This is a genomic window from Silicimonas algicola (assembly GCF_003148765.1).
Classification (GTDB): Bacteria; Pseudomonadota; Alphaproteobacteria; order Rhodobacterales; family Rhodobacteraceae; genus Silicimonas; species Silicimonas algicola.
Map to the genome: position 1 here is coordinate 147,715 of NZ_QGGV01000006.1, position 14,067 is coordinate 161,781.

Annotated in this window: 19 protein-coding genes; 9 read left to right on the top strand and 10 right to left on the bottom strand. The window is 67.7% G+C overall.

What is annotated here, in order from left to right; all coding sequences use genetic code 11:
* Window positions 1-59 precede the first annotated feature (59 nt).
* The 4 genes from aspS to C8D95_RS14135 all read left to right on the top strand — a co-directional run bounded on the left by aspS (window position 60) and on the right by C8D95_RS14135 (window position 4,128).
* Window positions 60-1,841, top strand: a complete 1,782-nt coding sequence (aspS, locus tag C8D95_RS14120) for an aspartate--tRNA ligase (protein ID WP_109759831.1) — start codon at window positions 60-62, stop codon at window positions 1,839-1,841.
* Between the two features lies 1 nt (window position 1,842).
* Window positions 1,843-2,391, top strand: coding sequence for a DUF1993 family protein (locus tag C8D95_RS14125; RefSeq protein ID WP_109759832.1), 549 nt, complete (start codon window positions 1,843-1,845; stop codon window positions 2,389-2,391).
* Between the two features lie 244 nt (window positions 2,392-2,635).
* Window positions 2,636-3,316 carry a GNAT family N-acetyltransferase gene (locus tag C8D95_RS14130; protein WP_109759833.1) on the top strand — a complete coding sequence of 227 codons (681 nt, stop codon included), beginning with the start codon at window positions 2,636-2,638 and terminating at the stop codon, window positions 3,314-3,316.
* Between the two features lie 74 nt (window positions 3,317-3,390).
* On the top strand, window positions 3,391-4,128 hold the full coding sequence (locus C8D95_RS14135) for a BglII/BstYI family type II restriction endonuclease (protein WP_109759834.1): 738 nt from the start codon (window positions 3,391-3,393) through the stop codon (window positions 4,126-4,128).
* 4 nt (window positions 4,129-4,132) lie between these two features.
* Here the strand turns inward: C8D95_RS14135 and C8D95_RS14140 are convergent, their stop codons facing one another.
* The 3 genes from C8D95_RS14140 to C8D95_RS14150 form a co-directional block, all read right to left on the bottom strand.
* Window positions 4,133-4,609: a hemerythrin domain-containing protein gene (locus C8D95_RS14140; RefSeq protein ID WP_109759835.1), complete on the bottom strand. Its 477-nt coding sequence runs from the start codon at window positions 4,607-4,609 to the stop codon at window positions 4,133-4,135.
* 55 nt (window positions 4,610-4,664) lie between these two features.
* Window positions 4,665-5,297 carry an MT-A70 family methyltransferase gene (locus C8D95_RS14145; protein WP_109759940.1) on the bottom strand — a complete coding sequence of 211 codons (633 nt, stop codon included), beginning with the start codon at window positions 5,295-5,297 and terminating at the stop codon, window positions 4,665-4,667.
* Between the two features lie 76 nt (window positions 5,298-5,373).
* Window positions 5,374-6,090, bottom strand: a complete 717-nt coding sequence (locus tag C8D95_RS14150; RefSeq protein WP_241239700.1) for a response regulator — start codon at window positions 6,088-6,090, stop codon at window positions 5,374-5,376.
* 145 nt (window positions 6,091-6,235) lie between these two features.
* On the opposite strand from C8D95_RS14150, the gene mce reads away from it, so the two are divergent.
* A complete protein-coding gene (gene mce, locus C8D95_RS14155) occupies window positions 6,236-6,640 on the top strand; it encodes a methylmalonyl-CoA epimerase (RefSeq protein WP_109759836.1) in 405 nt (134 codons plus the stop codon).
* Complete coding sequence (locus tag C8D95_RS14160; protein ID WP_109759837.1) at window positions 6,640-6,921, top strand: DUF1467 family protein; 282 nt, start codon at window positions 6,640-6,642, stop codon at window positions 6,919-6,921. The genes mce and C8D95_RS14160 overlap by 1 nt, the downstream gene beginning before the upstream one ends.
* Here the strand turns inward: C8D95_RS14160 and C8D95_RS14165 are convergent.
* The 3 genes from C8D95_RS14165 to C8D95_RS14175 all read right to left on the bottom strand — a co-directional run bounded on the left by C8D95_RS14165 (window position 6,918) and on the right by C8D95_RS14175 (window position 9,351).
* Window positions 6,918-7,604 (bottom strand): EI24 domain-containing protein, encoded by a 687-nt coding sequence (locus C8D95_RS14165; RefSeq protein ID WP_241239699.1) that lies wholly within the window; start codon window positions 7,602-7,604, stop codon window positions 6,918-6,920. The genes C8D95_RS14160 and C8D95_RS14165 overlap by 4 nt on opposite strands.
* Window positions 7,601-8,179 (bottom strand): nitroreductase family protein, encoded by a 579-nt coding sequence (locus C8D95_RS14170; RefSeq protein ID WP_109759839.1) that lies wholly within the window; start codon window positions 8,177-8,179, stop codon window positions 7,601-7,603. The genes C8D95_RS14165 and C8D95_RS14170 overlap by 4 nt, the downstream gene beginning before the upstream one ends.
* A gap of 77 nt (window positions 8,180-8,256) precedes the next feature.
* Window positions 8,257-9,351 (bottom strand): class II histone deacetylase, encoded by a 1,095-nt coding sequence (locus tag C8D95_RS14175; protein WP_109759840.1) that lies wholly within the window; start codon window positions 9,349-9,351, stop codon window positions 8,257-8,259.
* Window positions 9,352-9,424: 73 nt separating this feature from the next.
* Here C8D95_RS14175 and C8D95_RS14180 point away from each other — a divergent pair, with 73 nt between their 5' ends.
* Window positions 9,425-9,682 (top strand): DUF167 domain-containing protein, encoded by a 258-nt coding sequence (locus C8D95_RS14180; protein ID WP_109759841.1) that lies wholly within the window; start codon window positions 9,425-9,427, stop codon window positions 9,680-9,682.
* Between the two features lie 65 nt (window positions 9,683-9,747).
* Here the strand turns inward: C8D95_RS14180 and trpA are convergent, their stop codons facing one another.
* Window positions 9,748-10,539: a tryptophan synthase subunit alpha gene (gene trpA, locus C8D95_RS14185; RefSeq protein WP_109759842.1), complete on the bottom strand. Its 792-nt coding sequence runs from the start codon at window positions 10,537-10,539 to the stop codon at window positions 9,748-9,750.
* A gap of 50 nt (window positions 10,540-10,589) precedes the next feature.
* Window positions 10,590-11,264 (bottom strand): SDR family NAD(P)-dependent oxidoreductase, encoded by a 675-nt coding sequence (locus C8D95_RS14190; RefSeq protein ID WP_109759843.1) that lies wholly within the window; start codon window positions 11,262-11,264, stop codon window positions 10,590-10,592.
* A gap of 63 nt (window positions 11,265-11,327) precedes the next feature.
* Here C8D95_RS14190 and C8D95_RS14195 point away from each other — a divergent pair, with 63 nt between their 5' ends.
* A complete protein-coding gene (locus C8D95_RS14195) occupies window positions 11,328-11,519 on the top strand; it encodes a hypothetical protein (RefSeq protein ID WP_109759942.1) in 192 nt (63 codons plus the stop codon).
* A gap of 4 nt (window positions 11,520-11,523) precedes the next feature.
* Here C8D95_RS14195 and C8D95_RS14200 read toward each other — a convergent pair whose 3' ends face one another.
* Window positions 11,524-11,940, bottom strand: a complete 417-nt coding sequence (locus tag C8D95_RS14200; RefSeq protein WP_109759844.1) for a VOC family protein — start codon at window positions 11,938-11,940, stop codon at window positions 11,524-11,526.
* Between the two features lie 123 nt (window positions 11,941-12,063).
* Here C8D95_RS14200 and ychF point away from each other — a divergent pair, with 123 nt between their 5' ends.
* Window positions 12,064-13,161 carry a redox-regulated ATPase YchF gene (ychF, locus tag C8D95_RS14205; RefSeq protein ID WP_109759845.1) on the top strand — a complete coding sequence of 366 codons (1,098 nt, stop codon included), beginning with the start codon at window positions 12,064-12,066 and terminating at the stop codon, window positions 13,159-13,161.
* A 3-nt stretch (window positions 13,162-13,164) separates the two neighbouring features.
* On the opposite strand, the gene C8D95_RS14210 is transcribed toward ychF, so the two are convergent.
* Entirely contained in the window at window positions 13,165-14,007 is an 843-nt protein-coding gene (locus C8D95_RS14210; protein ID WP_109759846.1) for an amidohydrolase family protein, read from the bottom strand.
* Window positions 14,008-14,067 lie beyond the last annotated feature (60 nt).

Below are 14,067 nucleotides of genomic sequence, written 5' to 3' on the forward strand. Positions count from 1 at the left end.
GCCGCGCGGTGTATCGGCCCGGATCTCCTAACGCCCCCTGCGCCCCGAAGGGAATGCCCATGCACGCCTATCGCACCCACACCTGCGCCGACCTCGACGCGTCGAACGTGGGCGAGACCGTCCGACTCGCGGGCTGGGTCCACCGCATCCGCGACCACGGCGGCATCCTGTTCATCGACCTGCGCGACCACTACGGGATCACGCAGGTGCTGTGCGATCCGGACTCCAAGGTCTTCAAGGCGGTCGAGAAGGTGCGGTCGGAGTGGTGCATCCGCATCGACGGCGAGGTGAAGGCGCGCGACCCGGAACTGGTGAACCCGAAGCTGCCCACGGGCGAGATCGAGGTCTTCGTCCGCGACATCGAGGTGCTGGGGGCGGCCGAGGAATTGCCGCTTCAGGTCTTCGGCGACCAGGAATATCCCGAGGAGACGCGGCTGCGGTATCGCTTCCTCGACCTGCGCCGGGCCGAGATGCAGAAGAACATGACGCTGCGCTCGGACGTGGTGGCGTCGATCCGCAAGCGCATGTGGGAAAAGGATTTCCGCGAGTACCAGACGCCGATCATCACGGCGTCGTCGCCCGAGGGCGCGCGCGACTTCCTGGTGCCGTCACGGCTGCATCCGGGCAAGTTCTATGCGCTGCCGCAGGCGCCGCAGCAGTTCAAGCAGCTTCTGATGGTGTCGGGCTTCGACAAGTATTTCCAGATCGCGCCCTGCTTCCGCGACGAGGATCCGCGCGCCGACCGCTCGCCGACCGACTTCTACCAGCTCGACCTCGAGATGAGCTTCGTCACGCAGGACGATGTTTTCGCGACGGTTCAGCCGGTCATCCAGGGCATCTTCGAGGAGTTCGGCGGCGGCCGCGCGGTCGACAAGCACTGGCCGCAGATCACCTATGCCGACGCCGCGCTGAAGTACGGCACCGACAAGCCGGACCTGCGCAACCCCATCGAGATGCAGGACGTGTCCGAACATTTCCGCGGCTCGGGCTTCGCGATCTTCGCGAAGCTGCTGGAGCAGGAGGGGACGGAGATCCGTGCCATTCCGGCGCCCACGGGCGGTTCACGCAAGTTCTGCGACCGGATGAACGCCTTCGCGCAGAATGAAGGGCTGCCGGGGATGGGGTATATCTTCTGGCGGGAGGCTGAAGACGGCTCGGGCATGGAAGCCGCAGGTCCGCTCGCCAAGAACATCGGACCCGAGCGGACCGAGGCGATCCGAACGCAACTCGGCCTCGGCAAGGGCGACGCCGCCTTCTTCCTCGGCGGGAAGCCCGAGGGCTTCGAGCGTGTCGCGGGTCTGGCGAGGAATGTCATCGGCGAGGAACTGAACCTCACTGACAAGACCCGTTTCGCCTTCGCCTGGATCGTCGATTTCCCGATGTACGAAAAGGACGACGAGGGCGGGATCGACTTCAGCCACAACCCCTTCTCGATGCCGCAGGGGGGGATGGATGCGCTGGACGGCGATCCGCTGAAGGTGCTTGGATTCCAGTACGATCTGGCGTGCAACGGATACGAGCTGGTATCGGGCGCGATCCGGAACCACCGCCCGGACATCATGTTCCGCGCCTTCGCTATTGCGGGTTACGGCGAGGACGAGGTGCGCAAGCGCTTCGGCGGGATGGTCAACGCCTTCCGCTATGGCGCGCCGCCGCACGGGGGCTGCGCGCTGGGCATCGACCGGACGGTTATGCTGCTCGCGGACGAGAGCAACATCCGGCAGGTCATGCTGTTTCCGATGAACCAGCGGGCCGAGGACCTGATGATGGGCGCGCCGTCGGAGCCGACGAACGAGCAGCTTCGGGAGTTGCGGTTGCGGGTGCTGCCGGCTGAGGACTGACATGGCGGCCGCGTCGGACGGTCATCCCCCGGAGTACGGCGAGGCGGTGACGCCGGCCCTCGTCGCCATCGGCAGGGCCTTGCACCTGCTGGCGCGGACCACGGAGGCGGGGCGCGAGGATCTTCTTTCGCGCTCGCTGGCGCCCGGCATGTTCGACTGCGGGACGCAGCTTCGCACCGTGGGCATCTTCGCCCTGCGTTCGACCTTCACGCTTCTGGGACGCGATTGGCCGAGGGACATCGTCCAGGGTGGGTTTGCGGACGGCGCCGAGGGTCTGGAGGCGCGGCTGAGACTCGCGGCGGAGCAGGTGAGATCTCTCGACCCCGCCGACTTCACGGGCGCCTTCGGGCGGACGGTCGACCATATCGCGGGCGACGCGGCGTTGTCTCAGGACGGCGACGTCTATCTGCGGCTCTTCGCGCTGCCGAACCTGTGGTTCCACCTCTCGATGGCCTTCGCGATCCTGCGGGCGGAGGGTCTGGATGTCGGCAAGTCGGACTTCGACGGCTGGCACAGCTATGCGCCGGGGTTCAGCTTTTCAGGCCGCTGACCGCCCGTGCAGAGCCCTGTGACCGATAGGCAGTCACGGCCGCCTGTCGCTGAACGAGGGCGACAGCCTTGCCGTCGACGCGCTGAACGTGAAGGGCGGTCCCGCTCTTCTTCTCGGTGCGGGTCTGACGGCCTCCACCGCCGGCCGGTCGGGCCTTCGCGGACCCGGCCGTTTTCGTTTGGCCATTGTGGGCGGAGGGGCGGTGGGGTTCTGTGGCGCGGACGACCGAAGAAGGAGCGCCGCCTTGACCGACCTGTCCCGCTGGACCCCGCCGCCCGTACCGACCCGCGCGCCTCTTCAGGGCCGGTATGTCCGCCTGGAGCCCTTGACCGAGGCGCATGTGCCGGAGCTTTGGGAGGCGCAGACCGATCCCGAGACCTGGCGCTACATCCCCGTCGGTCCCTTCGCGTCGGAGATGGAGTTGGGAGTCTGGGTCCGGGCGGTTTCCGCCGCCGACGATCCCTTGCAGTTCGCGGTCCGGATGGTGGATGGGCGGCTGGGCGGTACGATGAGCCTGATGCGCATCACGCCCGCGGCGGGGACGATAGAGGTCGGATACATCGTCTACACACCCCGGCTTCAGAAGACGCGCGAGGCGACCGAGGCGCTATACTTGTTCATGCGCTGGGTCTTCGAGGCGGGCTATCGCCGCTTCGAATGGAAGTGCGACGCGGCCAACGGGCCCTCGCGGCGCGCGGCAGAGCGGTTCGGCTTCTCCTACGAAGGCGTCTTCCGGCAGGCGGCGGTGGTGAAGGGGCGGAACCGCGACACGGCGTGGTTCGCCTGCATCGACAGGGAATGGCCTGCGTTGCGGGAGGCTTACGAGGCTTGGTTGGACCCGTCGAACTTCGATGGCGACGGGCGGCAGAAGACGGCGCTGGCGGAGATGACGGCGCCGATCCTCGTCACGCGCGATCCGGGCTGAGGGCGGATCTGCGTATTTAAGGCAAGATGAAGGGACGTTGCGGCGCGCGCGTCCCTCGCGGTAAGAGGCGAGCCATGCTGTCCGCGCTTTCCGACCTCGGCTTCGACGTGATGACGCGCAACCACGCGGGTGCGATCCTGGCGCAGGATTTCCCGGCGGAATTCGACATGCTGGTGCGCGTGCTGTCCGAGTTCCGCATCTCGCTGGGCGAGATCGTGATGGGCGGCGGCGGCGAGGCGGGGCTGACGCAGCGCCTTCGTCACGAATTGTCGGATGTCGGTTGGCGGAAGCACCGCTTCCAGGTCCAGACCATCGTCGACGGAGTAGAACGCGCGGGGGTCAGCCACGAGGTCGACCACGTCAAGTTCGCGACGGGCGGCACGCTGGCGCTGGAAATCGAGTGGAACAACAAGGATCCGTTCTTCGACCGCGACCTGGAGAACTTTCAGCGGCTTCACGCTCTGAGTGCCATCAGCCTGGGCGTCGTCGTCACGCGCGGCGCGACGATGCAGCAGGCCTTCCTGCCGAGGATCACCGAGTGGATGCGGGAGCGGGGGTTGTCCTCGGAAGACGATCTTGACCGTCTTGGCATTGGCGCGCGAACGATCGCGCAGCGCAAGACGGTGGCGGGGCTGGTGGCGCGCGGGATGGCGTTCGACGAGGCCTTCGCGCGCAAGTTCGTGTCGGACAAGTTCGGGCAGGCGACGACGCATTGGGCGAAGCTGGAGGAGCGGGTGCTGCGCGGCGTCGGCAATCCCTGTCCGCTCCTCCTGATCGGTCTGCCGGCGGCCGTGTTGACCACCGACGGCTGAGGCGTCAATCCTCGAGCGCGTCTTCGCGCTTTTCCTCGATCAGGCCGCGCTCTTCCTTCTTCCGCGCAAGGAAGCGGTCGCCGTAGCCCGCGATCTCGTCGTCGGGGATGACCTCTTTCGCGCGTTCGAAGACCTCGTCCTCTTCCTCGTCCATGTGATGTTCGTAGTCGTGCTTGAGCTGCTTGAACTTCTCGATCCACGAGCCCTGGCTCATGTCCATCTCGCGCAATTCCTCCAGCAGGTCGTTCATCTCGGCGTGTTCCTGAACGGAGTGCCGGGCGGCGTCCTGGCCCCAGGTCTTGGACATCAGCTTGGAGTAAAAGGTCTCTTCCTCGGCCGCGGAATGGCTTTTCACGTCCTCGTAGAAGGTGTCCCAGGCATCCTGCCGCTCGTCCGACGCGCCCTCGGTGTCGGCGATGCGGTCGAGAAGCTTCCGGTGGGTGTCGTGGTCGGCCTTGATGGCGTCGTAGATGTTCGGCATGGCGTGTCGCTCCCTTCAGTCGGCACGCCAACGCGTCCGGCCGGGATGCGTTCCCTTATTCGGCTGCCACGCCCGAGTTGTAGCTGTAGGTGTTCCAGTCGGGCTTGTAGTCGGCGTCGGCCTGGTTGCCCCAGACCGTCCAGCCGTCGCGCACGCCGCGCCCGAACAGCTCGAGGTACGGGCCCCAGGAGCAATCTTCGATGATGCCGTACTGTTCGTCGGGCTTGCGCGAATGCTCGCGCTTGCGGGTCTGGATCATGTTGACCTGGCGCCGCCCCGGCGCCTCGGTCCGCACACCCTTGCCGCGGGTGCCGAAGAGCAGGATCTCGGTCACGTTGCGGAAGTAGAAGCCGACGCCGCGTCCGTCGGACCCGCCGTCCTTGCGGACCTTGTGCCAGACGATGTTCGACTTGTAGTCGAAGCCCCAGGCAGTCAGGACCTGAAGGCCTTCGGGCAGAAGGGCGTTCGGAACCCAGAGATAGCAGTGCGCGCGATCCTGGAGATGGTCCGCGACGGGGAGGGCGCAGATCTCCGCCAGGTCCATCGTCGGATAGCGCGCGAGGCGCTTGTGCTCGGGCGCGACCTTGCCGGTGCGGTTGACGAAGCGCCACGGCGGATCGGCCAGAACGGTGCCGAAACGGTCGCCGTTCAGGAAGCCTTCCAGGTGTTGTGCTGCCGTCTGCCCCATGTCCAACATGATGGTTCGTCATGCCCCCGATTGCCAGTGGAACATTAGGCGAACATGTGCGCGCTGTCCACCTGGGCTAAACCAGTTCCAGACGGTCGATGCGGGACTGCACCTCGGTCGCGAGGCGTCGGGCCGTGGCGACGCCGCCCGTTCCGTCGGACAGCGCCGCGATGCGGCCCGCGATCTCGGCAAGGGCGGGGTCGCCCGCGTCCTTGGCGAGGCTGGCGAGGAAGGTGGCGACATAGGCGATCGTCCGCGCCTCGGGGTCGCTGCGCAGGAGGTCGGCGGCAAGGCAGAGGTCGTCGCGAAGCGCGATGGGATCGGGCTCGACCGTGTCGATGACAGGACGGGCGAGGGTTGTCGTGCGGATCGGCTCGGGGAGGAGAGCCACCACCACCGCCTGGAAGCGCGACACGGACGCCAGGGGCTTCGACAGGAAGGCGTCGGCGCCCGCGTCGAGCGCCGCGGCGCCCAAAGCCTCGTCGCCCGAAACGGCGAGGATGCCGTCAATGCGTGGCTCGGCGCGCGCGAGGCGGCGGATGAGGTCGAGGCCCGAGCCGTCCGGCAGACCCAGGTCGACCACCGCGATGCGAGGTCTGTAGGTCCTCAGGTGGCGTTCGGCCGAGGCCAGGCTTTCGGCGCGACGGATACGCGCGCCCGAGCGTTGGCAGATCAGGCGCATCGCCTCGCAGGCGTGGCGGCTGTCCTCGACCAGAAGGATGACGGTGCCGAGCAGCGGACGTTCCGCCGTGGGCGGTTGGAGCATGACGAGGTCTTCGAGCGTGCTGGGCAAGGGTCTTCTCCCTGAATGGACGCGTTCGCCATTACGGACCGGAATTGGCTAATGTCGCGTTAATCGCGGCTCTGCGGCGGCGTGTCCCTTGCCGCCGGGGGTCTTGCGGGACCATATGGCGAAAAGCCGGACGAGGGAGACCTGCATGATCGGACGCCTCAATCACGTCGCCATCGCGGTGCCCGACCTGACGGCCGCCGCTGCGCTTTATCGCGACACGCTGGGCGCGGACGTCGGCCCCGAACAGGACGAACCCGATCACGGGGTGACGGTGGTGTTCATCACCTTGCCGAACACGAAGATCGAGCTGCTTCATCCCTTGGGCGAAGGCTCTCCCATCGCCGGGTTTCTGGAAAAGAACCCCTCGGGCGGCATCCATCACATCTGCTACGAGGTCGAGGATATCCGCGCCGCCGCCGCGCGCCTGACCGCATCGGGCGCGCGCGTCCTCGGCACCGGCGAGCCGAAGATCGGCGCGCACGGCAAGCCGGTGTTGTTCCTGCATCCGAAGGATTTCACCGGCACCCTGATCGAGCTGGAGGAGGTCTGATGAACGTCGTCTCCGCCATCGTCCTGCTTGCCATCGTCTGGTTCATGACGCTCTTCGTGCTGTTGCCCGTGGGGCTGCGCACGCAGGGCGACGAAGGCGAGACGCTGAAGGGCACGCACGCCGGGTCGCCCGCCTCGTCGTTCTCGATGAGGCGCAAGCTGAAGCAGGTGACGTTGATCGCGCTGCCGGTCTGGGCCCTGATCTGCGCCGTCATCATCTGGGGCGGGATCACCGTCGCGGACATCGACATATTCGACCGCCTGGGAGCGCAGCGGAACTAGGCCTGTCGCTCCAGCCTGTGGAACAGGTGGACGAAGGTCGCCGCGCCCAGGATCGGCACGAAGAGGTTCACCAGCGGAATCGTCAGCGGCACCGCCATCAGCGCGCCCGCCGCCCAGATCGTCGCGATATGACGGCGGAAGGCGGCGCGGGCGCCCGGCTTGCCCAGACGCCGGAGCGCGATCATGCGGAAGTATTCCCGTCCGAGAAGAAACCCGTTCAGCCCGTAAAAGACGAAGGGCGCGAGCGGCGTGAAATAGAAGACAAGTGCGGCGAGGTTCGCCACGACGATCACGCCGAGCGAGGTCAACGCCTCGCCCATCCCGTCGGCGAAGCTGGTGCGGGGCGCGGACGGCAGGGTCGGATAGTGCGTCTCTTCGACCGCGTCGGCAACGTCGTCGAGGAAGATGCCGGTGAAGGCCGAGGCGACGGGCACCATCAGGAAGATGGACAGCACCATCATCAGAAGAACCGATCCCCAGGACAGCATCTCGTCCACGAACGAGATCTCTCCGACCCAGGGCAGGGTGAAGCTGTCGGGCAAAAGCCACTGCACGCCCCAGAAGACAAGGACGTAGGCGCCGATCAAAAGCGCCACCGTCAGGCCCACGCCCATGACCAGCACGCGCTGGAACCGCGCGTCGCCCATCTGGCCGAGGGCGGCGAGGAAAGACGCCGGGATCACGCCTCGATCCACTCCGTCAGCGCATCGACGTCGGGGCGCGGGCGGTCGGGGGGAGGAGACGTCTCGGTGCCGAGGTGGACGATGCCCGCGATCCATTCGTGCGGCATGAGGCCCAGCTGCCTCTCGCGCCAGTCGGCGTCGTGGCTGGCCCAGCCCGACAGCCAGTTCGCGCCCCAGCCGGCGGCGAGCGCGGCGGACAGCAGGTTCATGCAGACCGCACCGGCCGAGAGCGTCTGTTCGATCCCGGGGATCTTGTCTGAGGGTTTCGGACTGGCCACGACGACGACGGCAAGGCCTGCGCCCCCCATCTCGGCCCGCGCCTTGTCGATCTTCTCGGGCTCGATCCCGAGCTCGGCGCCCTTTTCGGCCAGCGTCCCGGCGAGGCGGGCGAGTGCCGGCGCCTCGAGGACGAGGAACCGCCAGGGCTCGAGCTTGCCGTGGTCGGGCGCGCGGGCGGCGACGGTCAACAGGCGCCTTACCTCGTCACGGGCGGGAAACGGTCCCGCCAGTGTCTTCGCAGGGCGCGAGCGCCGGGTTTCGAGGAAGGCGAGCGCGCTGGGGTTCGGGTCTGGCATCGGGTCTCCTGTGCTGCGCCAGAGGTAAGGCCAGCCGAGCGGAATTTCCAGCGGGTCAGGCCTGCCGGCGAGATTGCTCAAAGGGCTTCCGCCATATCGCCGATCAGCCCGTCGAGGAAGGCGTCGAAGGCAGGGCCCGGTTGCCGCTTCGCCAGTGTCGCGGCGAAGGGATCGGGCGCGTCGATGGCGCTGCCCGCGAGTTCGGCGATGGTGGCATGGCCGCAGAAGGGGACGTGGAACTCGGAATAGCCGCCCTCGTGGACGAGGACGAGGCGGCCGCCGCAGACGTCCTCGGCCAGGGCCTTCGTCATGCGCGTCATCTGGCGGAACGTGTCCTGCGTCGCCAGCATCCGCCCGAGCGGATCGAAGGCCGAGGCGTCGAAGCCGCAGGCGACCACGATGGCGTCGGGCCGGAAGGCGCGGATGGCGGGAAGGGCGAGGCGCTCCATCGCCGCCATGTAGCCCTTGTGGCCGGTCCCGGGAGGCAGGGGGATGTTGATGTTGAAACCTACGCCCGCACCCTCGCCTCGAACGGCGAAGTCGCCGGTGTCGAGCGGATAGTTCCGCTCCTGGTGGATCGAGACGGTCAGCACGTCGGCACGGTCGAGGAAGATCGCCTCGGTGCCGTTGCCGTGGTGGACGTCCCAGTCGAGGACGGCGATCCTCCCTGCGCGACCCTCGGCCAGCGCCGCCTCGACCGCGATGGCGATGTTGGCGAGAAGGCAGAAGCCATTCTGCCAGTCGGGCAGGCAATGGTGACCGGGCGGGCGCGACAGCGCGTAGGCGTTCTGGTGTTCGCCTGACAGGACCGAGCGCAGCGCCGAGGTGGCGAGGCCCGCCGAGAGGGCCGCGATCTCGTAGCCGTCCGGGCCATAGGGCGCGCGCAGGCCGGTCTCGCCGCCGCCCGCCGCAGCCGTCTCGCGGAAGGTGGCGAGGAAGGCGGCGGGATGGACGCGCCGCAATTCCTCCTCGGTGACAGGCGGGGCGGAACGCGCGTCGAGGTCGGCCAGAAGGCCGGTGACGTCGAGGAGGTTCTTAAGCCGCCGCTTGGTCTCGGGGCTTTCGGGCAGGCCCGCGCCGGGCTGCACGAGGCCGCCTTGCGGCACCATGAAGGAATAGGTGCCGCCCGCGTGCCAGAAGCACCTCTCGTCCCAGTAGAATGCCGTCGTCATGGGCAAAGCCTAGACGGCCGGCGGGGCGGACGGAAGTCTTGAAGCGCGGGCGGCCGCGCGGCAGGCTCGATCCATGACGGACCTGTCGCACCTCGCCCGGCCCGGTGCCCGCATCGCGGTGCGGGTGACGCCGAAAGCCTCGCGCGCGCGGATCGAGGAGGACGCCGGGCTTGTCCGCGTCTGGGTCACTGTCCCTCCGGAGGATGGCAAGGCCAATGCGGCGGTGCGCAAGGCGCTGGCGAAGGCGCTTGGCGTGGCACCCTCGCGGCTGACACTGGTGCGGGGCGCGACGAGCCGGGACAAGGTGTTCGAGATCGCGGGCGATCCCTGAGCTTCTTCTGTCCTCAACTACTCCGGGGTGAGCCCCGACAGGGGCGAGGGGCAGAGCCCTTCACGTCACGCGGAATGCGCGCCCTCGGCCAGTCCGCGCACGAACTCCAGCACCTCGTCGGGCGACTTTCCCTTGCCGATCAGGTCGACGATGGCCGACCCCACCACCGCGCCGTCGGCGACGCGCGCGATGTCGCGGCTGGTCTCGGGGGTCCTGATGCCGAAGCCCACGATCACGGGCAGGTCGGTCTGCGCCTTGATCCGGGCGACCTCGGGGCCGACGTCGGTGGCCACGGCGTTGGCCGCACCGGTGATGCCGGTGATCGACACGTAGTAGACGAAGCCCGAGGTGTTGGTCAGCACCTTGGGCAGCCGCCTGTCGTCGGTCGTGGGCGTTGCGAGGCGAATGAAGTTGAGGCCGGCCTTCTGGGCGGGGATGCACAGTTCCTCGTCCTCTTCGGGCGGCAGGTCGACAACGATCAGCCCGTCGATGCCGGCGACCTTCGCATCGACAAGGAAGCGGTCGACGCCGTGCGAATAGATCGGGTTGTAGTAGCCCATCAGCACGATGGGCGTGGTGTCGTCGTCCTCGCGGAAGCGGCGGGCAAGCTCGAGCGTACGCTTCAGCGTCATGCCCGCCTCGAGTGCGCGCTGGCCAGCAAGCTGGATCGTCGGGCCGTCCGCCATCGGGTCGGTGAAGGGCAGGCCCAGCTCGATCACGTCGACGCCGGCGGCGGGCAGGCCCTTCACGATGGCGAGCGAGGTGTCGAAGTCGGGGTCGCCCGCCATGACGTAGGAGACGAAGCCCTTGCGGCCTTCGGCGCGCAGGCGCTGGAACGTCCGGTCGATGCGGGTCATGGGGGCCTCCCTCTGGGTCGGGCTTCCTTTGCCCGATGCCCGGCGGAAGATCAATCGCGGCCGGTGAAAATGCGTTCGGCGACCCAGTCTTCGCGCGGGGCGGCGTGGACCTCCCAGAAGGCGTCGGCGATGGCGCGGGGGTCGAAGGCGGTTCCCGGCTTGATGGTGCCGTCGATGGTGACGGTGGCGAAGTTCACGCCGCGGTCGTGGAAATCCTTCGCGCCCGACAGGGCGAGGGCACGAATGGCGCATTTCGATGCGCCGAGGGCAGGGGCCGCGGCGTTCTTGCCGGGGTTCAGCCCCATGCGGCTTCCGGTCCAGAGGATCGTGCCTTTGCCGGCTGCCTCCATCCCCGCAAGGACGTGCTGCGAACCGAGGAGGGCCGCGCCGACCGACAGCGCCATCTCGGCCATCAGGGTCGCGGGATCGATGTCGGGCGTTCGGCCCGGGATCCATCGGCTGACCGAATGGATGAAGACCGAGGCCGGTCCCATGTCGCCCGTCACCCTTTCGAGCGAGGCGCGGAGGCCGACGAGGTCGGTCGCGTCGACGGGATAGCCATAGACCCTGCGGCCCGTCTCCTCGGCCACGTCCCGCGACAGGGCGTTCAGACGCGAGCCGTCGCGGGCGAGCATCGCGACATCGAAGCCGCCGGCGGCGAAACGTCGGGAAAGCGCCTGGCCCAAGCCGGGGCCGGCGCCGAGGATGATGGCAGGTCCGTTCATACCTCCTGACCTAGCGCCGCGCCGGGACTGGACAACCGGCAGGGCGCGCCCCAAATGACGGTCATGAACTACTTGCTCGCCATCCTTCTGCCGCCCCTGTCGATCGTCTTCGCCGGTCGACCCTTCCTGGGCGTCATCATTTTCTTCATTTGGCTGCCCGCGCTTTTCTTCTCGGGCGGGCTGACGCATCCGATGTTCGTGCTCCTGGCATGGTTCATCATCTTCCAGGGCCGCGAGAGCCGGGCGCGCGACTAGGGCGTCACGACGCCTCGCCGTCCTGCATGATCATCCAGCGGATGCCGAAGCGGTCGGACATGGCGCCGTAGAGCGGTGCGAAGAATTCCGGTTGCAGCGGCATCCTGATCTCTCCGCCCTCGGACAGGGCGTCCCAGACGCGGCGTGTCTCGGCCTCGGTCGGGAAGGCGAGCGAGACGTTGCAGCCGGCCATCTCCTGCGTCGAGATCGAGGGATCGTCGCTGCCGTAGATCCAGCCGTCGCCGATCTTGAGCGACGCGTGCATCACCATGTCGTTCGTGACGCCGGGCATCGAGCCCTGGGCCTCGGGTGGCATGTCGGCGAAGGACATGATCTCGGGCGAGGCGTCGAAGACGCGGCCGTAGGTTTCGAACGCCTCGCGGCAGTTGCCCGGAAAGAAGAGGTAGATGATCGGCTGCATCGGTCGACTCCCTATTGTGTTGATATCAACTTACATAGGGTGGACGGCGGCTGGCAACCCCCGGGTTGCGGCGGGCGGGGCGCCGCCGTAGAAGGCGTCGTCTTTGCCGAAGGAGGGTCCGCGATGGGCTTCAAGACCGGGATCGTGGGCCTGCCGAACGTCGGCAAGTCGACGCTGTTCAATGCGCTGACGCGGACCGCCGCGGCGCAGGCGGCCAACTTTCCCTTCTGCACCATCGAACCCAACGTGGGCGAGGTGGCGGTGCCGGATGCGCGCCTGGACAAGCTGGCAACGATCGCGAAGTCGAAGCAGGTCGTTCCGGCGCGGATCACCTTCGTCGACATCGCGGGCCTCGTGAAGGGCGCGTCCAAGGGCGAGGGTCTGGGCAACCAGTTCCTGGCCAACATCCGCGAGGTCGATGCCATCGCGCACGTCCTGCGCTGCTTCGAGGACGGCGACGTGACCCATGTCGAGGGTCGCGTCGATCCCATCGCGGATGCCGAGACCATCGAGACCGAATTGATGCTCGCCGATCTCGAGTCCATCGAGCGGCGGCTGCAGAACATCGTGCGCAAGGTGCGCGGCGGCGACAAGGAAGCCGTGGCGCAGGAGCGTCTGCTGAAGGCCGCGCAGGCGGCCCTGGAGCAGGGGCGTCCGGCGCGGTCGGTCGCGGTCGACGAGGAGGACCAGAAGGCCTGGAAGGCGCTTCAGCTTCTGACGTCGAAGCCCGTGCTGTTCGTGTGCAACGTCTCCGAGGCCGAGGCGGCGACGGGCAACGCGCAGTCCGAGCGGGTGGCCCAGATGGCGGCCGAGCAGGGTGCGGCCTCGGTCGTGATCTCGGCCCGGATCGAGGAGGAGATCAGCCAGCTCGACCGCGAGGAGGCGGAGATGTTCCTCTCCGAGATGGGACTGGAGGAAGCAGGCCTCGACCGGCTGATCCGGGCGGGCTACGGGCTTCTGGGGCTTCAGACCTATTTCACGGTCGGCCCGAAGGAAGCGCGGGCCTGGACGATCCGCAAGGGCACGCTGGCGCCGCAGGCGGCCGGCGTGATCCACGGCGACTTCGAGAAGGGCTTCATCCGCGCCGAGACCATCGCCTATGACGACTATGTCGCGCTGAACGGCGAGACGGGGGCGAAGGACGCGGGCAAGATGCGCGTCGAGGGCAAGACCTATGACGTGAAGGACGGCGACGTCCTGCACTTCCTGCACTCGGGCTGAGACTCAAATCCCGTAGAACGCCGCGCCGGTGTCATGGAAGACCTTCCGCCGTGCGGTGGCGTCCAGGTAGGGCGCCAGGATCGTCCGCGCGGTGTCGAGCACGTCGCCGTAGCTCTCTGCCGCCAGAAGCGCAACGGGCCAGTCCGAGCCGAACATGCAGCGGTCGGGACCGAAGGATTCCAGCGCGTGGACGGCATAAGGGGTCAGGTCGTCCGTCGTCCAATCCGGTCCGGCCTCGGTCACCATACCCGAGATCTTGCAGAAGACGTCCGGTATCGCCGCGAGTTCGTCCATCGCGCCCGCCCAGGGTTCCCACATGCGCCCCGCGATGTCGGGTTTCGAGAGGTGATTGACCACGGCCTTGAGGCCCGGCGTGCGGCGCAGCGCCTCGACGGCGTGCGGAAGCTGCGGCGGCTTCGTCAGCACCTCGAACCGGGCGCCCGTCTCTGCCATGTGCGCGAGGTTCTTCAGGGCGCGCGGCTTCAGGATCCAGTCGTCGGGCGCGAGGTCCTGAAGCATCGGACGCAGCGACTTGAACCACGGGTTCTCCATTCGTGCGGCAAGTCGGTCGGGAAAGGCCTCGTCGTCGAGGTCGAGCCAGCCGCAGACGCCGGCGATCCAGTCGGTCCGCGCGGCGAGGTCGAGCAGGAAATCGGTCTCGGCCTCGGTATCGGCGGCCTGGACGAGGATCGTCCTCGTGACGCCCGCCGCGTTCAGATGCGGGGCGAGGTCGTCCGGTCCGTAGTCGCGGTAAAGCACGCCCAAGTCGGGCGACATCCAGAAGTAATCGCCCCGGTCGATCCGCCAGAGGTGGTGATGGGTGTCGATCACGACGTCGCGCGGCATGGCTGGCACCTCCCTGCCGTCAGGGTGGCGTCCGGCGGCAGGGCTGTCAAACCGACAAGA